Here is a 19,472-nt window from a genome sequence, read left to right as displayed (position 1 = left end):
GGACAGGAAGTGAAAGCATGGAAAATGTTTTAAAAAATGATTGGGGACCATTATTGGCACCAGAATTTGAGAAAGAGTATTATCTTACTCTATCCAGTTTTTTGACAGAAGAATACAGCACACATGTTGTTTATCCGAAGGTAGAAGATATTTTTAACGCTCTTCAGTATACAAGTTATGAAAATACAAAGGTTGTTATTTTAGGACAAGATCCATATCATGGACCGAATCAAGCGCATGGTTTAAGCTTCTCTGTGCAACCTGGTGTTAAGACACCACCATCATTGTTAAATATGTATAAAGAACTTCGAGATGAATATGGTTATGAAATTCCGAATAACGGTTATTTAGTAAAGTGGGCGGAGCAAGGAGTATTACTACTAAATACCGTATTAACAGTTCGTCAAAGTGAAGCAAATTCTCATAAGGGAAAAGGATGGGAGCACTTTACAGATCGTGTGATCGAACTGTTGAATGAACGTGAAAAGCCAGTTGTTTTCATATTATGGGGGCGCCATGCGCAGGCGAAGAAGAAGTTAATTACGAATTCGAATCATCATATTATCGAATCTGTACATCCAAGCCCATTATCGGCAAGAAGAGGTTTCTTTGGTAGTAAGCCATACTCTAAAGTAAATACGATTTTAGCTAATATGGATGAAAAAGAAATTGATTGGGAAATTCCAAATTTATAAATAGAAAAGGTAGTTAACAGTCGTTAACTACCTTTTTATTATTATTGTTGCTCGTTCTTTAATTTTGCATCTAGTACAAAAGTACCAAATGGGATAACTGATGAAACAAATGCTCCAAGTGCCCATAAAATTGATTTACGGTGTACGATTGTTACTTGAATTACTGCAAAGATGAATAGAATAAATAGAACACCATGAGCCATGCCTGTAATTTTAACAGCTGTTGCAAATCCTGCGAAATATTTCAATGGCATTGCTACAAATAATAGTAATAGGAAAGAAATCCCCTCAACTAGTCCAATTGCTCTTAATCGTCCGATTGGTGTAGATAACATAAAGTAGCCTCCTTTAACGTATGCTTGTATATAGTAAATTTGTATTCTTTTTCAAAATAAAATAGTCTATTTTGTTTCATTATATACAAAAAGAAAGTTTACACTACGAGAATAGTGCAAAGTTCAAAATATAGTCACAAAAGCATGAGAATTTAAATAAAAACCTATTTGAAGTATTTGACTTCAAATAGGTTTTGTGAATGAAAATATTAAACAAGTACATCCGTTTTTAAAACGAATTTCTCTACAACTTTTGCAACACCATCGTTCATATTTGTATCTGTTACGTAGTTTGCAATTTCTTTAATATCATCAGGTGCATTGCCCATTGCAACGCCAAGACCAGCAAATTCAATCATTGCTTGGTCGTTATAGCTATCGCCCATTGCGATAACTTCTTCACGCTTAATGCCAAGCTTTTGAATCAGTTTGTTTAAGCTCGTTCCTTTTGTAACACCGGCTTCAGTAAATTCTAAGAAGAATGGTTTCGAACGCATCACGCTTAATTGGCCTTCTAGTTGTTTTTGTAGTTTCTTTTCAACTTCAACAAGGCGTTCAGCTTCTTTATTCATTAATACTTTTACTACAGGCTCTTTAACTGCGGCTTTAAAGTCATCTACTACAACAATTGGCATACCAGTAATATCGCCCTCAATTTCAGTATAAGGATTATTTTCTTCCGTTACGATATCATCGCCCATATAAGTATGAATCCATACATCTTCAGTTTTACTAATTTCAAATAGGTTGTGAACGATTTCAGGAGATAGTGTACTACTAAAGATTTCTTCGTTTGTTTTACAGTTAATAATTTTTGCGCCATTAAAAGATAGAATGAAGCTGCCGTATTCTTCTAAACGAAGTTCTTTGGCTACATTGCGCATACCAAACGTTGGACGTCCAGAAGCAAGTACAACCTTTACCCCTTGCTCTTGTGCAGTCATTAATGCTTCTTTCGTACGAGGTGAAATAGTATGGTCATCACGTAATAAAGTATCATCTAAATCTAAAACAATCATTTTATAAGTCATATAGAAAATTCCTTTCTTTAATTGAAATCAAAATACATGTTCATGAAGAGGATGAGGAATAATAGTAAGACATCAAACCTCTTTGAAAAGAAGTAGATAAATTATTATGAGTGTGTTGCTCATAATATTGGTTAATAATCATTGGGGATGGATAAAACCCCAATGATTAAAGTTTGATTTTATCGTAACAACTCTAAAGGTAGAGTGCAATAATGGAAGTTTTCCAATTTACGATATTTGTTTTGCTGTGGAACGAGAAAATAGTATTTCTAGCAAGATTGCCATTACAGATCCAAGAACGAGACCGTTACTTAAAAACGATGCTAGAAATGGTGGAAGTGTGGAATATGCTCCTGCTGGAACAAACATAACCCCGACTCCTGTGAAGATTGAAAGACCGGCTACTTTAAATAATCGTTCTTTATCCTGGACAGTTTCGTATTCTCGAAAGGCAAGGCCAATCATGCTTGCGAATACAGGATAAATAGCGGCATAACCAACTGCAACTGGAATCGCTGCAAAGAATGAAGTAATCTTTGGAAATATACTAACGACAATAATAAAGCTTGACCCTAATATAAATGGGAGACGTTTATAAATATTAGTAGTTGCAATAAAACCTGCTGATCCAGAAATAGCGACAGGTCCAATAGCTGAAAACAGGCCGCCTAGCAATTGGTTGATTCCTGTTATAATGCCGGCTTGTCTAAAACGATCTGATGCAGCATTTTCTTCATATTTAGAGACAACCTTTTGTACAACGCGAATACTTGCTAACATATTTGTTAGAAGTAAGAGTGTAACGAAAATGACCGTAATTACCATGTTCCATTCAACACGAGGTATTCCGAAAACAAATAAGGATGGAAAACGGATTATGTCTGTCACTGGTGTTATTGGATTAGATAATCCGAAGCATGCGAATAATATCCAGCCGCATATGATACTGAAAAGAACGGAATATTGTCCAATAATAGGTAGCTTCATGATGAAAAAGGATAGTAAAATAACAATGAGTGAAAGAATAAATACGTTAGGTTGTACTTCTGTATGTTTTCCATCAAGGCCAAACATCCCCTTTAAGAAGGAGCCACTGAGCTGTGCGACAAGAAGAAATAAATACGTTCCAATGACTGTCGGTGTAAAATAGCGAACGAGTTTATCAATAAGTCCAAAAACGCTAAGAATAATACAAATAATACCGCTTAATAAGAAAGCATATTGAAGAACTTTAAGTGTCTCATTGCTTGATCCAAATAATACGACACCTAAACTTGCGTAAAGGGAGAAAATTCCCCACCAAAGGCCTGCAGGACCTTCTTGAATAGGAAGTTTATGTCCAAATATAGCTTGCAGTAGACCAGCAAAGCCAAGAACAAATAATGTTCTTTGTACGAATGCGATGGCTTCAGCACCATCAAGGCCATAACTAGTTGCGACACTAATTGGTACAATAAGGCTTCCAGCTAAAATAAATAGTGCCCATTGTAAGGCGGAAAGAAATGTCTTCATTATATCAACCTCTTTCGTAGATTCCGTATCTAGTATATACGTATTTTATTTCCACTGGCAAAGATTTGTAGATAGAGAAAAGAGTTGAAACACGATATGAATGCACGTAAGCAATTATGGATAGCGGTTATATGCATGACCTTTGTTGTAATTCTAGGAACAATAGGATTTATGACGATTGAAGAGATTAGTTTGTTTCAAGCATTTTGGATGACGATGATTACGGTATTGACTGTTGGATACGGAGATGCCGTTCCTGTAACACAGGTGGGGAAAGTATTTGCGCTCCTCATTATTCCTGTTGGTGTTGGTATTGTTACATATGCAATTGGAGTAGTGGCAGCTATGATTATTGAAGGGAATTTATTTCATGCAGTGCGGAGGAAGAAGATGGATAAACAAATAGCGCAGTTACAAAATCACATTATAGTATGTGGTTGCGGTAGGGTGGGGCTTCAAGTTGTACATGAATTGCAAGAAAAGAAAATTCCATTTGTTGTTGTCGATAAAGATGAAAGCATATTAGAGAAGGAAAAGCTTTTGTATATACATGGAGATGCGACGGAGGATCAAGTTTTACATCATGCTGGAATTTCAAAGGCGGCTGGTTTAGTTGCTATCGTAGCAAATGATGCTGAAAATGTATTTATTACATTAACAGCAAGAGGATTAAACGATGCAATTAAAATTGTGGCGAGAGCTGAAAAGCCAGAAACTGAAGAGAAATTAAGGCGTGCGGGTGCAAATAAAGTTATTAATCCATCTAGTATGGCAGGAATTCATATTGCAAAAGGTATTGCGAATCCATTAACAGTTCATTATATTGATACAGTACTGTATGGGATAGAACAGTCATTTGTCATTGAAGAAATTTTAGTTGGAAAAGATACAATACTAGTTGGTAAATCGTTACTAGAGAGTGATGTGAGGAATCAATTTGATGTAACGATATTAGCGATTTTGAGAAATGGGGATATTATACATAATCCAACGGGGCAGGAAAAATTACAAGAACATGATATGATAATAGTATTTGGTTCAGTAGAGAAGCTGAGGCAATTTGAGAAAGAATTACAAAGTACGAGGTGATAAGGAATGCAAATATCGAGCGATAAGATTTTAAATAAAATGGCGAATGAAATTGCAAAGGCAAAAAGTAGTGAAGGACAAAAATCAAAAGATCATTTATTAGTTGTGCGTGCTTTATGCGATTTACTATTAGATGAACAAGTTGAATCTTCTACGTATAGGGAGCCGCAAATTCAATCGCAAGTAATTGGAGCGCAGCCTATAACGACAGTTCAACCAGTTATGCCAGTTTCTGGAGAACCTGTGTATATTAAAGAAGAAGGTGCAAATGGTAATTCTTTATTTGATTTTTAAGAATTAAATCGTTTGGCTTATATGAAAAAATTGCTTATGATAGAGGTAAAAAAGGGGAATTAAGATGAAAATTTTCTTTTTACTAGGCTGTATTGCAGCGGGGCTATCTGTTGCGTTAGGGGCCTTTGGAGCACACGGTTTAGAAAATAAAATTTCTGCAAAAATGTTAGAAGTTTGGAAAACAGGCGTTACATATCAAATGTTTCATGCAGGTGGACTATTCGTAGTTGCTTTATTGATGGATAAGGTTCAATCATCACTTTTAACTACTGCTGGTTGGCTAATGGTAGCTGGGATTATTATGTTCTCAGGTAGTTTGTATGCATTAAGTACGACAGGCATTAAGTTCTTTGGTCCAATTACACCTCTTGGTGGTGTAGCGTTTATTGTGGCGTGGATTCTAGTAGGGACTGCAGTTGTAAAAGGATTATAAAAAACAAAAGCTGGCATTTGCCAGCTTTTTTTATGGTCTTGGAGTATAAGTTGCTTGTTGACTAGGTAAATATGCAATTTCTTCTGGAAATTCTACATAATCTAAGTAAATCATTAGTAGTAAATAACGCTTCCCTGACTGCGGTTCACTAATAACGATGTGATCACGGCCAGCTGCTTCAATAATACCTGTATAAGATTGTGTACCAAGGGAACTGCCACGTTCATAAGTCATTACAACCGTAGCTTGCTTACCTTTGTTTAAACGAAGGATATTTTCAATATATGATTGCTCTAGAGGTAACATGCCTTGAGAAATTGCATATTGAGCTTGCGCAGCTTGAGCTGTTTGTTGTTGCATCGCTTGCTGCTGTTGTTGAGTCATTTGTTGCGGTTGTACATAAGTTCCAGATGGTTGATAAAAACCTGTTCCATAGTACGGATTTTGTTGCTGTGCCATTCAAAAATCCCTCCTCATTTTCATCTCTTAATATACGCTAGGACAGTCTTCACCAGATGGTTGGAAGAAGCAGTGCTTTTTGAAGCGGCCGGAGTTTTGTTGGTTATACCAAGTTGGCGGACAAGGACCTTCAGGTCTGAAAAACCATAAGGCAAAATTGGCAGGCCAAAAACGTTGCCCTTGAATCGTACGTCTCGCCAAAGCGATATCTTGCTCTCTCGCTCGTTGATAAAAATATCCTTTTTGCGTTGCTTCAAAACCGCCAGGATTTTGATAAACCATTTGACGTAAATTGCGAACCTTTTTAAAATCTAAACAATTTCCACGGACACGATTTACCCCAACGTTTCCGACCATTAACATCCCCTGCTGCCCTTCTCCTTCGGCTTCAGCACGCATCAGTCTAGCTAACAACTTTACATCTTCTTCGTTATAAGCAATAACACCCATTATGTGTCACCTCTCTTTTTGTAATACCTGCTGGAAAGAGGTTTATTTCTAGATGAAGTGTGGAACAATTACTAGTTCATACGTATGAGGAAAAGGACTCAGATATGACAACCAAACGAAGTTTTACATTGAGAGCGGAAAATAAAAAAAGCTAGCGTGAGCTAGCTTTTCATTATTAAAATACTTTAGACCATAAGTTTGAGAAGAAATCTCCAATAGAGCGCATTGTTAACACAAACCAATTTGCTTTTTCAACTTCTTCGGTCGTTTTTGCAGTAACTTTCATATTTTTATTACCATCTAAGAAACCATATTTATCAGTTGATTCTAAAGTAATTGAGCCTACTTTGGCATCTTTCTTAATAGGAGCAACTAAATGTCCATCTTCAGCAAGAGATTTATCTAATTCAGTCCCAATTTTATAAGGATCTTTGCTACCTTTTTTCGCAATTACTGTTATTTCTTTTTCTGGTGCAACAGTTACTTGATCTTCTTTCCCTTTTACTACAGAGATTGTATTGTTTTTATTAACTTTTAGTTTTTGTTTTTCAAAGTTATTAAATCCATATTCGATTAATTCACGAGATTCTGTGAAGCGTTCATCCATTGATTTTGTTTTAATAATAACCGAGATAAGACGTACATCACCACGTTTCGCTGTAATAGTGAATCCATATCCAGCGGTATCAGAACTACCAGTTTTTAAACCATCCGTTCCATCATAAGAGAAGGCAGCGCCTGGTAACATCCAGTTCCAGTTTTCCATACGAATTGGTTTTGGATGATTGTCTGGGAAGTTTCTAAATCTTTGTTTTGTATCCTCTAGCATTTCTGGATACTTTGTAATAATCGTTTTTGCGAGAATACCCATATCGCGAGCTGACATGGAGTTTTCTCCAGTCGGATCGGTTCCTTCAGGATGTTTTCCTTTTAAATCAGCATTATTTAACCCGGTAGAGTTTACAAATTTATATTTCTTTAACCCTAGCTTTTTTGCATGTTCATTTGCAAGATTTAAGAAGTTTTTCTCACTTCCTGCAAGAAGTTCTGCTAAAGCAATACTAGATCCATTTGCAGAGAATATAACAATAGAATGATATAATTCTCTTACAGTATATTGACGTCCTTTTTCGAACGGTACATTAGAGAATTCATTATTACGAGAGACTTCATAAGCGTAATCAGAAATATTTACTTTCGTATCCCAAGTGATTTTTCCTTCTTTAATTGCTTCTAAAACAGCGTAAACAACAATTAATTTTGACATACTAGCAATAGCTAGCAATTCATCTGGATTTTGCTCGTGGAGTATTTTTCCTGTATCTGCATCAAATAAAAGTGCAGCAGCAGCCTCAATATGTATTTTTTCTTCCGCATGGGATGTTGTTACTCCTAAGGAAGAAATTGACAATACAAGCAATAGTAAAATAGACAAGATTTTTTTCATATAGATTATCACCTTCGCATCGTTATTTAGCATATAGCTCGTATCATTTTAGCATGAATTTGGATATAGAAAAGTTACAATTTTGTAAGGAATTTGTCGATTTTTGTTCGAATTTGCGGGAAAAAGGAGTTTTTTGAGGAGAAATATAGAGGGAAATAAAAAAAGGAACGAATTTCGTCCCTTTTCACCATTTATATGTGTAAAAATTTCTCTACTTTTTCGTCCGGTAAAATGTTTCCAACGAAGAATGTTCCAAATTCACCATAACGAGCACTTACTTCATCGAAGCGCATTTCATATATAAGTTTTTTAAATTGAAGAACATCGTCAGCAAATAATGTTACGCCCCATTCGAAATCGTCGAATCCAACAGATCCTGAAATCACTTGGCGTACTTTACCTGCGTATTGACGACCAATTTTACTATGACTGTACATCATTTTTTTACGCTCTTCCATAGGAAGCATGTACCAGTTGTCATTACCTTGGCGACGCTTATCCATTGGATAGAAGCAAATATGATTTGCTTTCGGCAATTCAGGATATAAGCGAGCTAAAATTTGTGGGTTTTGGTATGGATCCTCATCAGCTGGAAGATAGTTGCTTAATTCAACAACAGATACGTAAGAATATGCAGGAACCATATATTCAGCTAAAGTTGTTTTATTCAATTCTGTCTCAATTTCATTTAACTCTTCCATTGTTGGACGTAAAATCATAAGCATAATATCAGCTTTTTGACCAACAACTGTATACATTGCGTGACTACCTTTTTTCGCAGTAGCTACTTCGTTCCATTTTTCAACGACATTTAAAAATTCAGACACTGCTTGTCCGCGTTCGTCGCTAGATAATGTTTTCCATGCAGCCCAATCAATAGAACGTAAATCATGTAAACAATACCAGCCATCTAACGTTGTTGTTGCTTCACTCATTCTATTCACCTCAGTTAATGATAGTTTTACACGTTAACTATAGCATATATAGTTTTAAAATCATCTATATAAAACCTTGGCGCATAAAATTGTCACATTTAAGGGTTTAAGTAAGGTGAATTTAACGGCTGAATTTTATGAAAATATAATCATTTTTATTTTATCTATTTTTTGGGAGCTATAAGTTTAAAATATAGAAGAAAAGCAGTATTCTTAAAGATAGAGTTTTTTTAACATATGTAGGAGGGTTTATTCGTGAGCAACTTATTTACAACAGTAAAAGAAAAAGTTCAAGGAAAAGGCATTTCTATCGTACTTCCTGAAGGAACTGATGAAAGAATTTTAGGCGCTGCAGAGCGTTTAGCGAAAGAAGAGTTAGTAAAACCAATCTTAGTTGGTAATAAGGAAGAAATTAGCGCAAAAGCTGCTAGCATGAATTTAACATTAGCAGGCGTTGATATTTACGACCCAGCTACATACGAAGAAATGGATGCAATGGTAGCATCTTTCGTTGAACGCCGTAAAGGTAAAGCAACAGAAGAAGACGCTCGCAAAATTCTTAAAGACGAAAACTATTTTGGTACAATGCTTGTATACATGGGCAAAGCACACGGTTTAGTAAGTGGTGCAGCTCACTCTACAGCTGATACAGTTCGTCCAGCACTTCAAATTATTAAAACAAAACCAGGCGTTACAAAAACTTCTGGCGTATTCATCATGGTACGTGAAGAAGAGAAATATGTATTTGCTGATTGCGCAATTAACATTGCACCAAACAGCCAAGATTTAGCTGAAATCGGTATCGAAAGTGCGAAAACTGCTGAGTTATTCGGCATTGATCCACGCGTTGCTATGTTAAGCTTCTCTACAAAAGGTTCTGCGAAATCTCCAGAAACAGAAAAAGTTGTAGAAGCAACTCGCATTGCAAAAGAAATGGCTCCTGAGTTAACTTTAGATGGAGAATTCCAATTCGATGCTGCATTCGTACCATCTGTAGCTGAGAAAAAAGCTCCAGGTTCTACAATTAAAGGTGATGCTAACGTATTCGTATTCCCAAGCTTAGAAGCTGGTAATATCGGCTACAAAATCGCTCAACGTTTAGGTAACTTCGAAGCAGTAGGACCAATCTTACAAGGCTTAAACATGCCTGTAAATGATCTGTCTCGTGGATGTAACGAAGAAGAAGTGTACAAGTTAGCTTTAATTACAGCAGCTCAAGCACTTTAATTCTAAAATGAATTAGTATGGAAAATGACCACCCTTAGGGTGGTCATTTTTATTTTTCTAAGCCAAGTGCTTTATTATTACGATCAATAATACGTTGTAAATTCGTCTCATATAAAGGAATCTCATCTATTGTTAATTGAGATGGTGTTAACTTCGGAGCGAATTGCTGTAATGTTTTTAAAAGACGCATCATTAAATCTTGTACTGTAATGGTTTCGCCAAGTAATTCTGAGAGTGAGGCCATCGTACTTGGTACAATTTCAGGGTACGTAAAGCGTGTTTCTTCTCCTTGAATTGCTAGGTTGTAGAAATCACGAACGAGTGCGGCACGCTCAGAGCCACTTCCGGTAGCACAGAGATAAATTTGGACAGCGACACCGCCGCGAATACGACGTTGTGAAATACCAGCGAATTTTTGATCGCGAATACTTAAGTCATAACTACCAGGACAGTAAGAGCCAACAATTTCTTTTGCCTCGATAGTAACGTTGTAATCCTTTAACATTTCCTTAATTAAATGCCACATCGTATCGTATCCAAGATCAATATCGATACCTTTTTCTGTTTCTTGGAATAAAAGTGATACGTTTAAAACACCTTCATCAAGCACGACTGCAAGCCCGCCAGAATTACGAACAATAACATTGAAATTGTGTTGTTTTAAAAAAGAAATACCTTCTTCTAAATGCGGAAGGCGTGAATCTTGAATGCCAAGGACAATTGTATTGTGATGAACCCAAGAACGCATTGTTGCGGCTGACTTGCCATTTCCAATGCTTGTGCATAATGTGTCATCCATTGCGAATGACTGAAGTGCATGGAATGTTGGTCCCAAACTAGACTGATCTACAATGCGCCACTCTGGCTGAGATAAAATGGAACGGGAATTGCTCATATAACTAACCCCTTATCTTTAAAATGACAATCTCTATTATAGCAAAAAATGAAGAATGGAGTTTTCTCACATATAAAGGGGGAGCTTAGAGGTGAAATAATAAAAAGGATGCATTACATGCATCCTTTTTATTCTGCAATTTTTTCTAAATTACCGTTTCGGTCCATTCGGAAAGATGTTTGAGAACGTTCTTCGTCATCCATGACTGCCAATTTACGAGCTCGGTTCATAATGTTCATAAGTGTTTCGTAATCTTCTTGTACAGTATGAGATTGCTTTTCTAACTTTTCTAGTTTCTTTTCTAGTTCCTCATTCCGAAGGATTTGTGCTTTAACTTCTTGTTTCAATCTCGTATTCTCGTTTTCAAGAGCTGTCACCTTTATATTTGAAGATCCGACTGTTTGTAAAAAATAAATAACATCTTGCATTGTCATAGAGCTTCTTGCAGCAGGAGCAGTAGATTCTTGATATGGAATAGCTTCTTTATATTGTACGATTGATTCTTCTTGTATTAATTCTTCATAATCAGTTACCGAATCTGAAGCTGGTGGTGTATAAAGTAAACGTTTTTTTGCTTGTTCACCGCTGGCAGCACGCATTTTATCTTTACGATGTTTTTTTGCTAGTTGAAGAGCTTGTTCATAGCTATAGCGAACGACAGCATTCCAGCGGAAACCACAAGCAGCAGATGTACGATTTAACTGATCTCCTACTTCCTCAAATGCATTTAATTGCGTACTTCCTTCTCGAACATGACGAAGTACTGTTTCAGCAAGTAATAAATCATCCTCATCTGTCCAAGCATCTTGTCTAACTTTCATAGATTCAACTCCCTTTCTTTTTATGAACTTCCTATTTTTATAATGGGCAAAAAAATAAACTTTTATACAAAGCTTTTAAAAATATGGTAGATTTCGATGAAAGGTAAAAATTTTCCCATGAATGGTGAGCGCTTCTGTAGGAGAGCATATAAATATGTAGCATTATGTAGAGAATAGGCTTTGTAGGGAAACTTGCAACGAGCTTCAAAGAGCGGTAAAATACCATTTAGTGTTTATTTTTAAACGTACTTGAGAAAAGTTTAAAATAGAGGAAGTGTTATATAATGGGAAACGAATTTCGCGTGTGCGATGACTGTCAGGCAACGAACGTTAAAACGTTAGTTCCGAAGTTAAAAAAAGTAGATTCATGTGCAACGATTGAAGTTGGATGTCAGTCTTACTGTGGTCCTGGTCGTAAAAAATCATTCGCATTTGTAAATAACCGTCCAGTTGCGGCTCCAACGGAAGATGAGTTAATCGTAAAAATTGAAGCAAAGTTAAATAAGTAAGAAAAAGAAGAGTGAAAAGATTACTCTTCTTTTTTTATGCCCATAAGAGGAACGATTTATTCTGCGAAAGTACTATTGTGTGGCCGAACGTTTTCTAAAGGATGGACATAACTTTTGTATTAAAGTTCCAATTTATATAAATTTATATTTCAAAATAATGGTTGACAGTCTTTTAAAGCGATAGGTAGAATAGAAGTGTCTGATTCTGAGAATCATTATCAGGAAAATAACAATTCACCTAATTTTTTTATTACTATTTGAGAATAAATTTCATTTTAATAAATATATGTTGTTGGTTAGGATGGTTGAGGGATGGAAGCGAGCGCAAGCAGTATAGAACAGCAAGAAGAGAATGTTAAAGAGATTAAGAGCAGACCGCTCATCGCTTCTATTATTTTAGTAGCGGGTACAATTTTGTTAGCTTTAAGCATGGCAGTTTCTATTTCTTTTGGGGCTGCAGATATTAGTTTAAAGACTGTATGGCAAGCTGTATTTCAGTTTGATGGATCTATTACACATCATAATGTAATTCAAGAGCTTCGCATGCCTAGAGCAATAGGGGGCGTAGTTGCAGGTGCCTTTTTAGCGGTATCAGGAGCAATTATGCAAGGTATGACGAGAAATCCACTTGCTTCACCATCGTTAATGGGGATTACAGATGGGGCTGTATTTGGAATTGCAATTATGTATGCATTTTTCCCTAATTCACCTTATTTACTGTTTGTTATCGCATCTTTTATTGGAGCTGCGTTTGGTGCAAGCATTGTATATGGAATTGGGTCTTCTTCACCAGGTGGATTAACACCTGTGAAATTAGCTTTAGCAGGTGCAGCTATTAGTGCTTTATTAGGGGCAATTTCATCTGGAATCGCATTGTATTTCAATCTTGCCCAAGAGGTGAGCATGTGGAATGCAGGCGGAGTTGCTGGAGTGAAATGGCAAAGCATTAATATGTTAGTGCCAATTGGCCTTGTTTGTCTTTTTATCGCAATTATGATGTCGAGATATATTACAATTTTGAGCTTCGGTGAAGAAATTGCAATTGGACTTGGTCAAAATACGACATTAATTAAATTTATCGGAACAGTACTTGTTCTTGTTTTAACGGGTTCCGCAGTTTCCATGGCAGGATCAGTAGGGTTTGTTGGTCTTGTAATCCCGCATATGACTCGTTTCCTTGTAGGCTCGGACTATAGATGGGTTATTCCATGTTCTGCGGTCTTAGGCGGGCTGTTAATTGAATGTGCAGATATGTTATCTCGCGTTATTAACCCGCCATTTGAAACGCCAATTGGAGCAATTACAGCGCTAATTGGGGTTCCATTCTTCCTCTACTTAGCACGTAATGAAGGGAGAGGAAAGATGTGAGGACGAGTGTCTTAACAAAAAAGAACATTTCTATATTAACGATTTTAGTAGGACTAATCGTTTCTATATTTCTTATTAGTTTAAATACAGGAACTTTTAAAATACCCCCAATGGACGTATTAAAGTCATTGGTTGGACTAGGGGCTGAAGATCAGTCTGTTATTTTATTTGAATTCCGTATGCCGCGTATGGTAATTGCTATACTAGTCGGATCTGCTTTAGCTATGTCAGGTGCGATTTTGCAAGGTTTATCAAGAAATCCGCTTGCTGATCCAGGTATTATAGGGATTAATGCTGGAGCGGGATTAACAGTTGTTATATTCGTCTACTTCTTCTTCGGGAAAGTAGGGACTGGTACATTTTTATCTGTATTCATTCTTCCATTTTTCGCACTAGTTGGAGCGATATTAGCAGCGGTAATTATTTATTTACTAGCATGGAAAGACGGCGTTTCATCGACTCGATTAATACTTGTCGGTATTGCCGTTGCAGCTGGATTTGGAGCTGTTAGTTTAATTTTCTCTATGAAGATGACATCTAACGATTTTCGTTTTGCTACGATTTGGCTGGCGGGAAGTCTGTGGGGTACAGATTGGAAATTTGTATTAAGTGTACTTCCATGGATGGTTATTTTCTTACCTCTTGCTATAAGTAAAGCACACATATTAAATGTAATGAACCTAGGCGATTCTACAGCAGTTGGCCTTGGTGTAAACGTAGAAAAAGAAAGACGTAAATTATTATTTATCGCAGTTTGTTTAGCAGGTGCATCTGTTGCTGTTGCCGGCGGAATTGGCTTTATCGGTTTAATGGCCCCGCATTTAGCAAGGCGCCTTGTTGGTGGTAAGCATCAAATTATGTTGCCCACAGCTGCGCTAATAGGAACGTTTTTACTTTTATTCGCAGACGTAATTTCAAGAAGTGTACTAACAACTTCAGAAATACCAGTCGGTCTTGTTATTTCTGTAATTGGTGCACCGTATTTCATTTATTTACTTATGAGGACAAAATAAAGGGAGGCTTTTCGTATGGCAACTTTAGCGGTAGATGCGGTATCTGTTGGCTATAATGAAGGTTTAATTATTGATGGATTAACAGTTGAAATTCCGGAAGGGAAAATTACAACAATTATTGGACCAAATGGTTGTGGGAAGTCCACATTATTAAAAACGGCGTCTCGTATTTTGAAGGCAAAGCAAGGTACTGTTTATCTTGACGGAAAAGCAATTGAGAAACAGCCAACGAAAGAAATTGCAAAGAAAATGGCGATTTTACCACAAACTGCAGAAGTACCAACGGGTCTTACTGTATTTGAGCTTGTGTCATACGGAAGATTCCCTCATCAAAAAGGGTTTGGCACGTTGAAAGAAGAGGATTATCGCTACATTAACTGGGCACTTGAAGTGACAGGAATGAAAGAATTTGCGAATCGTCCAGCAGAAGCACTATCAGGTGGTCAACGTCAACGTGTGTGGATCGCAATGGCTCTTGCGCAAGGAACAGAATTACTTGTATTAGATGAACCAACAACGTACTTAGATATGGCTCATCAATTAGAAGTATTAAACTTATTGAAAAAATTAAATGAAGAAGAAGGTAGAACGATCGTTATGGTTATCCATGACTTAAACCACGCTTCTCGTTTCTCAGATCATATGATTGCATTAAAAGCAGGTAAGTTAATGAAACAAGGAACACCAGATGAAGTTATGACAAGTGAAACACTTCGTAACGTATTTGAGATTGAAGCTCAAATCGTTCCATGTCCAGTAAACTGTAAGCCAATTTGTTTAACATATGATTTAGCGATGATTAGTAATCAATTGCGTAAAAAAGCATAAGTAGAACCCCCTCCTGAAGAGGGGGGACTTCTAATGGACGTTGAGCTTCTTGTATAAGAATGGGAAGTTGAACGCCCTTTAGAATGGGTTATTAACAACAATTAATAAAAATATATTGATTAATTGTTATCTTCGTTTCTTATAGTTCATTGCAACTTATAAGATAAATACAGCTAGAAGGAGTGGGAACATGAAGAATTTTAAAATGGCACTATTAGCAATGGTATTAGTTGTAACTTCTGTACTATTTGCAGCTTGTTCTAACAAAGAAGAAGAAAAGAAAGCAGATGCAAAGACTGAAGAGCGCACTGTAAAACATGCAAAAGGGGAAATTAAAATTCCTGCAAACCCCAAAAAAATTGCTGACCTTAGTGGTTCAACAGAAGAATTATTAATTTTCGGTATGAAACCGGTTATTACTGCTAATACATCTCAAGAAAAAATTGATGCACATATTGAAAAGAAACTAAAAGACGTTAAACCAGTTGGTTCTGCTTGGGGCGATAAAATTAACATCGAAGCAGTAGCTGCTGCAAAACCAGATTTAATTCTTGTAAATAATCGTCAAGAAAAGATTTATGATCAATTATCTAAAATTGCACCAACAGTTATGTTAAACACTCCGTTAGATCAATGGCGTCCAAAATTCGAAGAAGTAGGTCAAATCTTCGGTAAAGAAAAAGAAACAAAAGAATGGTTCAAAAAGTATGATGAAAAAGCAAGCAAATTACATGACAAAATCGTCGCTAAAACTGGTGAAGCCACATTTATGAAAATGGCTGCATATCCAAATGCTTTCCGCGTATACGGTGACTACGGTTACGGTAGCGTAATCTTTAATGATTTAAAACTACCAGCAGTTAAAGGTACACCAACTGATAAACCGTTAGTGCAAGTACAAAAAGAAGCTTTAATCGATTACAACCCAGATTACTTATTCGTATTTACAACTGGTGACGGTTCTCAGCGCTTAAAAGAATTCCAAGAAGAATCAATTTGGAAAAACATGAACGCTGTTAAAAACAACCATGTATTTACAATTAAAAATGAAGACTTAAACAAAGGTTACTTCCCATTAGGGAAAGATATGATCTTAGACGAAGTTGCTGAGTTCGTTTTAGGGAAATAATGTATAAAAGAAATCACTTTTACTTCGGTAAAGGTGATTTTTTCTTTTTATAAAGGGAATTAATACAGTCTTTCATTTCTTTCTGTTTCTCATTTCGTTTATAATATAAAGTAAGAATGTAGTAAAGAAAGGGGGATGTCGGAAAGTGGTATATTTAAACGACAAACTCAGCGAAACAAAAGTGTTTAAAGACCCAGTACATAAATATGTGCACGTGCGTGATCGTGTTATTTGGGATTTAATCGGAACGAAAGAATTTCAACGTTTGCGCCGTATTAAGCAGCTTGGAACGACATTTTTTACATTTCACGGTGCAGAGCATAGTCGCTTTACTCATTCGTTAGGTGTATACGAAATTATTCGTCGTATGATTGATGATGTGTTTGATGGCAGACCAAATTGGAATGCTGAAGATAGATTGTTATGTTTATGTGCGGCATTACTTCATGATGTCGGCCACGGCCCATTTTCTCACTCGTTTGAAAAAGTATTTTCATTAGATCATGAGAAATTTACGCAAAAGATTATTGTGGGCGATACGGAGATTAATGATGTATTAAGTCGTGTTGATAAGGAGTTTCCACAAAAGGTAGCAGATGTAATTGCAAAAACGTCTACTAATAAATTAGCGATTAGTATGATTTCAAGCCAAATTGATGCGGATCGTATGGATTATTTATTAAGAGATGCTTATTTCACAGGCGTAAAGTACGGAAACTTCGATATGGAACGTATATTACGTGTAATGCGTCCGTACGGGAATCAAGTAGTTATTAAAAATAGTGGTATGCATGCTGTTGAGCATTATATTATGAGTCGTTATCAAATGTACTGGCAAGTATATTTCCATCCGGTAACGCGAAGTGCTGAAGTTATTTTAACGAAGATTTTACACCGTGCTAAAGCATTGCATGAGAAGTATTATACATTTAAAAATCATCCGGTTCATTTCTATTCTTTATTTGAAGAAGAAGTAACAGTAGAGGATTATTTAAAGTTAGACGAGAACGTTATGTATTATTACTTCCAAGTATGGCAAGACGAAGAAGATCTAATTTTAAGCGATTTATGCCGACGTTTTATGAATCGAAATCTATTTAAATATGTAGAGTTTACAGATAAGCATGGCTTAGATAATTGGATGGAATTAAGTAGCTTATTTAAAAAAATTGGACTTGATCCGGAGTACTATTTAATAGTTGATTCAACATCAGACTTACCGTACGACTTTTATCGTGCAGGAGAAGAAGAAGAACGTCTGCCAATCTTACTGCTTATGCCAAATGGAGAGCTTAGAGAGCTTTCACGTGAATCAGATATTGTTGAGGCGATTACAGGTAAGAAGAGAACGGATCAAAAATTATTCTATCCGCATGATTTAATCTATGAAGATGGAAGAAAAGGAAAATATAAAGAGAGAATTATCGAGTTGTTAGAAGGAAAAAAATAAGAAGCAGCTAATGGCTGCTTCTTATGAAAAAACTTGAAATTATTTGTCGCTTAAGCGTTTTCCGCCAACTGCATAATGGTTTTTAGACATTTCTTCGATGAAGACAACGATGTTTTCTTCAGGAGCACCAGTTGTTTCGCTTACTGCTGCTGTTACTTTCTCAGCAAGAGCTTTCTTTTGTTCCTCTGTGCGTCCTTCTAGCATTTTCACTGTTACGTATGGCATGTACAATCGCTCCTTTTATGTAAGTTACACTCTTATTATAGCGGATTATGGGGAAGAACAATCGAAAAAACAAATAATTTCTTTTTTTGACATATGGAAGAGGAGATGAAGTATGGATCAGTTATTTAGATATCCATTGCACGAAATTCCGTTGGTAGCAATGGCGATTATTATTGCATTATCCGTTCATGAATTTGCACATGCATATGTTGCATATAAATTTGGGGACGATACAGCAAAGAGACAAGGGCGTTTAACGTTATCGCCGATGGCTCATTTAGACCCTATTGGTTTGATTGCAGTATTAATTCTTGGATTCGGTTGGGCAAGACCGGTTCCTGTTAACCCATATAACTTTAAAAGACCGCGTCTTGCAGGCATATTAGTTTCAATTGCAGGGCCGATTAGTAACTTAATTTTAAGTGCAATTGGTTTAATTATTTTGTATAGCTTAGCAGTATTTGGAGTGTTAGATGCAGTTCCAGTTGCAGTAGCTGAAACATTAGGAAAGTTTTTTGAGCTCTTTATTATGTTAAATATTGTTTTACTTGTATTTAATTTATTACCGATCCCGCCACTTGATGGGTATCGTGTAGTGGAAGATTTAGCGCCAGCAAATATTCGCGCGAAAATGACACAGTATGAAAAATATGGAGCGATTGCGTTATTAATTCTCGTTATTACACCGCTTAGTAATTACACAATTCAACCTATTTTCCAGGTAGTTATTCCGCATGTATTAATGTTTTTACAAAGTATCATTGCGCCTATTTTTGGCCTTTTATAATTTTTAAGTGAGGAGGATTTTACATATGACAGAGAAAAAGAAAAAAATCGGTTTTAATATCGTGAAAAATGATTCAACAGATGGACATGGTGGATTTGGTGTTGGGGCATTAAGCCTAGAAAACATTTCACCTGTATTTGTTGATGTACTAGAGAAAACTGCATTCGTTGATATCGGTGCGATGCATGCGCGTAGTACAGTAGAAAAAGGTATTAAGTTTTTAACAAATAAAGATGAAGTTCCAAACGGAAAACCATTTTGGCTTGTTTGGGTAACGATTGAAAGAACTGCAACTGGTGCTTATTACGCAGGTGTAACAGCTTGTGAAATGACAGTAGACCGTGAAATTCGCCGCGGATATAAATCACTTCCAGAACACGTAAACAAAATGGATAAATCAATGAAGCGTCACATTATGGTTGAACATATGGATGAATCATCTAAAAAAGTACTTGGTACGTTCTTGAAAGAACATAATGAAGCGATTTGGAACGAATCTAGTGAAGAATTGCGCCGTGCATTATTAAGCGAATAAAAAAT

Annotated in this window: 23 protein-coding genes; 13 read left to right on the top strand and 10 right to left on the bottom strand. The window is 36.2% G+C overall.

The genetic code is table 11. The features are described 5' to 3' along the window. Positions 1 to 17 precede the first annotated feature (17 nt). The gene (locus AC241_RS26800) at positions 18 to 695 is read left to right on the top strand and encodes a uracil-DNA glycosylase (protein ID WP_048564306.1); all 678 of its coding nucleotides are present in this window, start codon (positions 18 to 20) and stop codon (positions 693 to 695) included. 41 nt (positions 696 to 736) lie between these two features. On the opposite strand, the gene AC241_RS26795 is transcribed toward AC241_RS26800, so the two are convergent. From AC241_RS26795 to AC241_RS26785, 3 genes are all read right to left on the bottom strand, one after another. After that, entirely contained in the window at positions 737 to 1,030 is a 294-nt protein-coding gene (locus AC241_RS26795) for a DUF3817 domain-containing protein (RefSeq protein WP_000953396.1), read from the bottom strand. Between the two features lie 209 nt (positions 1,031 to 1,239). Further along, positions 1,240 to 2,061, bottom strand: coding sequence for a Cof-type HAD-IIB family hydrolase (locus AC241_RS26790; protein WP_000221382.1), 822 nt, complete (start codon positions 2,059 to 2,061; stop codon positions 1,240 to 1,242). A 228-nt stretch (positions 2,062 to 2,289) separates the two neighbouring features. After that, positions 2,290 to 3,573 carry a purine/pyrimidine permease gene (locus AC241_RS26785; RefSeq protein ID WP_050844764.1) on the bottom strand — a complete coding sequence of 428 codons (1,284 nt, stop codon included), beginning with the start codon at positions 3,571 to 3,573 and terminating at the stop codon, positions 2,290 to 2,292. A 96-nt stretch (positions 3,574 to 3,669) separates the two neighbouring features. Here AC241_RS26785 and AC241_RS26780 point away from each other — a divergent pair, with 96 nt between their 5' ends. From AC241_RS26780 to AC241_RS26770, 3 genes are all read left to right on the top strand, one after another. Beyond that, positions 3,670 to 4,662, top strand: coding sequence for a potassium channel family protein (locus AC241_RS26780; protein ID WP_016079600.1), 993 nt, complete (start codon positions 3,670 to 3,672; stop codon positions 4,660 to 4,662). Between the two features lie 6 nt (positions 4,663 to 4,668). Then, a complete protein-coding gene (locus AC241_RS26775; RefSeq protein ID WP_029443689.1) occupies positions 4,669 to 4,956 on the top strand; it encodes a YwdI family protein in 288 nt (95 codons plus the stop codon). A gap of 64 nt (positions 4,957 to 5,020) precedes the next feature. Next, the gene (locus tag AC241_RS26770; protein ID WP_000688315.1) at positions 5,021 to 5,389 is read left to right on the top strand and encodes a DUF423 domain-containing protein; all 369 of its coding nucleotides are present in this window, start codon (positions 5,021 to 5,023) and stop codon (positions 5,387 to 5,389) included. A gap of 30 nt (positions 5,390 to 5,419) precedes the next feature. Here AC241_RS26770 and gerQ read toward each other — a convergent pair whose 3' ends face one another. The 4 genes from gerQ to hemQ all read right to left on the bottom strand — a co-directional run bounded on the left by gerQ (position 5,420) and on the right by hemQ (position 8,680). Further along, entirely contained in the window at positions 5,420 to 5,848 is a 429-nt protein-coding gene (gene gerQ / locus AC241_RS26765) for a spore coat protein GerQ (protein ID WP_016079602.1), read from the bottom strand. Between the two features lie 27 nt (positions 5,849 to 5,875). Then, positions 5,876 to 6,298 (bottom strand): cell wall hydrolase CwlJ, encoded by a 423-nt coding sequence (cwlJ, locus tag AC241_RS26760; protein WP_016079603.1) that lies wholly within the window; start codon positions 6,296 to 6,298, stop codon positions 5,876 to 5,878. Positions 6,299 to 6,473: 175 nt separating this feature from the next. Continuing rightward, positions 6,474 to 7,745, bottom strand: coding sequence for a serine hydrolase (locus AC241_RS26755; protein WP_016079604.1), 1,272 nt, complete (start codon positions 7,743 to 7,745; stop codon positions 6,474 to 6,476). 191 nt (positions 7,746 to 7,936) lie between these two features. Continuing rightward, a complete protein-coding gene (hemQ, locus tag AC241_RS26750) occupies positions 7,937 to 8,680 on the bottom strand; it encodes a hydrogen peroxide-dependent heme synthase (protein ID WP_016079605.1) in 744 nt (247 codons plus the stop codon). A gap of 255 nt (positions 8,681 to 8,935) precedes the next feature. Between hemQ and pta the strand changes: the two genes are divergently transcribed. Next, positions 8,936 to 9,907, top strand: coding sequence for a phosphate acetyltransferase (gene pta, locus AC241_RS26745; protein ID WP_000067215.1), 972 nt, complete (start codon positions 8,936 to 8,938; stop codon positions 9,905 to 9,907). Positions 9,908 to 9,956: 49 nt separating this feature from the next. On the opposite strand, the gene AC241_RS26740 is transcribed toward pta, so the two are convergent. Together AC241_RS26740 and AC241_RS26735 are read right to left on the bottom strand one after the other, a co-directional pair. Continuing rightward, entirely contained in the window at positions 9,957 to 10,802 is an 846-nt protein-coding gene (locus tag AC241_RS26740) for an octanoyl-[GcvH]:protein N-octanoyltransferase (RefSeq protein ID WP_000071944.1), read from the bottom strand. A 128-nt stretch (positions 10,803 to 10,930) separates the two neighbouring features. After that, complete coding sequence (locus AC241_RS26735) at positions 10,931 to 11,623, bottom strand: RsfA family transcriptional regulator (RefSeq protein WP_016079607.1); 693 nt, start codon at positions 11,621 to 11,623, stop codon at positions 10,931 to 10,933. 284 nt (positions 11,624 to 11,907) lie between these two features. On the opposite strand from AC241_RS26735, the gene AC241_RS26730 reads away from it, so the two are divergent. The 6 genes from AC241_RS26730 (at position 11,908) to AC241_RS26705 (ending at position 17,920) form a co-directional block, all read left to right on the top strand. Continuing rightward, complete coding sequence (locus AC241_RS26730; RefSeq protein WP_000526079.1) at positions 11,908 to 12,132, top strand: YuzB family protein; 225 nt, start codon at positions 11,908 to 11,910, stop codon at positions 12,130 to 12,132. A gap of 312 nt (positions 12,133 to 12,444) precedes the next feature. After that, the gene (locus tag AC241_RS26725; RefSeq protein WP_029443687.1) at positions 12,445 to 13,500 is read left to right on the top strand and encodes a FecCD family ABC transporter permease; all 1,056 of its coding nucleotides are present in this window, start codon (positions 12,445 to 12,447) and stop codon (positions 13,498 to 13,500) included. Continuing rightward, positions 13,497 to 14,513 carry a FecCD family ABC transporter permease gene (locus AC241_RS26720; RefSeq protein WP_001260757.1) on the top strand — a complete coding sequence of 339 codons (1,017 nt, stop codon included), beginning with the start codon at positions 13,497 to 13,499 and terminating at the stop codon, positions 14,511 to 14,513. The genes AC241_RS26725 and AC241_RS26720 overlap by 4 nt, the downstream gene beginning before the upstream one ends. Before the next feature lie 15 nt (positions 14,514 to 14,528). Further along, complete coding sequence (locus AC241_RS26715; protein ID WP_000212068.1) at positions 14,529 to 15,341, top strand: ABC transporter ATP-binding protein; 813 nt, start codon at positions 14,529 to 14,531, stop codon at positions 15,339 to 15,341. A 190-nt stretch (positions 15,342 to 15,531) separates the two neighbouring features. Then, positions 15,532 to 16,470, top strand: coding sequence for an ABC transporter substrate-binding protein (locus AC241_RS26710; protein WP_000787724.1), 939 nt, complete (start codon positions 15,532 to 15,534; stop codon positions 16,468 to 16,470). Between the two features lie 145 nt (positions 16,471 to 16,615). Beyond that, positions 16,616 to 17,920, top strand: coding sequence for an HD domain-containing protein (locus AC241_RS26705; RefSeq protein WP_050844763.1), 1,305 nt, complete (start codon positions 16,616 to 16,618; stop codon positions 17,918 to 17,920). Between the two features lie 39 nt (positions 17,921 to 17,959). Here the strand turns inward: AC241_RS26705 and AC241_RS26700 are convergent, their stop codons facing one another. Then, positions 17,960 to 18,145, bottom strand: a complete 186-nt coding sequence (locus AC241_RS26700; protein WP_001147171.1) for a 2-hydroxymuconate tautomerase — start codon at positions 18,143 to 18,145, stop codon at positions 17,960 to 17,962. A gap of 112 nt (positions 18,146 to 18,257) precedes the next feature. On the opposite strand from AC241_RS26700, the gene AC241_RS26695 reads away from it, so the two are divergent. After that, positions 18,258 to 18,932, top strand: coding sequence for a site-2 protease family protein (locus AC241_RS26695; RefSeq protein WP_000372443.1), 675 nt, complete (start codon positions 18,258 to 18,260; stop codon positions 18,930 to 18,932). Between the two features lie 25 nt (positions 18,933 to 18,957). Continuing rightward, the gene (locus AC241_RS26690) at positions 18,958 to 19,467 is read left to right on the top strand and encodes a YwhD family protein (RefSeq protein ID WP_016079611.1); all 510 of its coding nucleotides are present in this window, start codon (positions 18,958 to 18,960) and stop codon (positions 19,465 to 19,467) included. Positions 19,468 to 19,472: the final 5 nt, after the last annotated feature.

The organism is Bacillus thuringiensis, assembly GCF_001182785.1.
Classification (GTDB): domain Bacteria; phylum Bacillota; class Bacilli; order Bacillales; family Bacillaceae_G; genus Bacillus_A; species Bacillus_A thuringiensis_S.
This window is presented reverse-complemented; position numbering and strand designations above follow the sequence as displayed.

Excerpts from the sequence above, each read along its gene's own strand:
- AC241_RS26775 (WP_029443689.1), top strand. The coding sequence starts at position 4,669 with ATGCAAATATCGAGCGATAAGATTTTAAATAAAATGGCGAATGAAATT.
- AC241_RS26695 (WP_000372443.1), top strand. The coding sequence starts at position 18,258 with ATGGATCAGTTATTTAGATATCCATTGCACGAAATTCCGTTGGTAGCA.
- AC241_RS26770 (WP_000688315.1), top strand. The coding sequence starts at position 5,021 with ATGAAAATTTTCTTTTTACTAGGCTGTATTGCAGCGGGGCTATCTGTT.
- AC241_RS26795 (WP_000953396.1), bottom strand. The coding sequence starts at position 1,030 with ATGTTATCTACACCAATCGGACGATTAAGAGCAATTGGACTAGTTGAG.
- AC241_RS26785 (WP_050844764.1), bottom strand. The coding sequence starts at position 3,573 with ATGAAGACATTTCTTTCCGCCTTACAATGGGCACTATTTATTTTAGCT.
- gerQ (WP_016079602.1), bottom strand. The coding sequence starts at position 5,848 with ATGGCACAGCAACAAAATCCGTACTATGGAACAGGTTTTTATCAACCA.
- AC241_RS26755 (WP_016079604.1), bottom strand. The coding sequence starts at position 7,745 with ATGAAAAAAATCTTGTCTATTTTACTATTGCTTGTATTGTCAATTTCT.
- cwlJ (WP_016079603.1), bottom strand. The coding sequence starts at position 6,298 with ATGGGTGTTATTGCTTATAACGAAGAAGATGTAAAGTTGTTAGCTAGA.
- AC241_RS26700 (WP_001147171.1), bottom strand. The coding sequence starts at position 18,145 with ATGCCATACGTAACAGTGAAAATGCTAGAAGGACGCACAGAGGAACAA.
- AC241_RS26715 (WP_000212068.1), top strand. The coding sequence starts at position 14,529 with ATGGCAACTTTAGCGGTAGATGCGGTATCTGTTGGCTATAATGAAGGT.
- AC241_RS26780 (WP_016079600.1), top strand. The coding sequence starts at position 3,670 with ATGAATGCACGTAAGCAATTATGGATAGCGGTTATATGCATGACCTTT.
- AC241_RS26740 (WP_000071944.1), bottom strand. The coding sequence starts at position 10,802 with ATGAGCAATTCCCGTTCCATTTTATCTCAGCCAGAGTGGCGCATTGTA.
- AC241_RS26710 (WP_000787724.1), top strand. The coding sequence starts at position 15,532 with ATGAAGAATTTTAAAATGGCACTATTAGCAATGGTATTAGTTGTAACT.
- hemQ (WP_016079605.1), bottom strand. The coding sequence starts at position 8,680 with ATGAGTGAAGCAACAACAACGTTAGATGGCTGGTATTGTTTACATGAT.
- AC241_RS26725 (WP_029443687.1), top strand. The coding sequence starts at position 12,445 with ATGGAAGCGAGCGCAAGCAGTATAGAACAGCAAGAAGAGAATGTTAAA.
- AC241_RS26690 (WP_016079611.1), top strand. The coding sequence starts at position 18,958 with ATGACAGAGAAAAAGAAAAAAATCGGTTTTAATATCGTGAAAAATGAT.
- AC241_RS26730 (WP_000526079.1), top strand. The coding sequence starts at position 11,908 with ATGGGAAACGAATTTCGCGTGTGCGATGACTGTCAGGCAACGAACGTT.
- AC241_RS26735 (WP_016079607.1), bottom strand. The coding sequence starts at position 11,623 with ATGAAAGTTAGACAAGATGCTTGGACAGATGAGGATGATTTATTACTT.
- AC241_RS26790 (WP_000221382.1), bottom strand. The coding sequence starts at position 2,061 with ATGACTTATAAAATGATTGTTTTAGATTTAGATGATACTTTATTACGT.
- AC241_RS26800 (WP_048564306.1), top strand. The coding sequence starts at position 18 with ATGGAAAATGTTTTAAAAAATGATTGGGGACCATTATTGGCACCAGAA.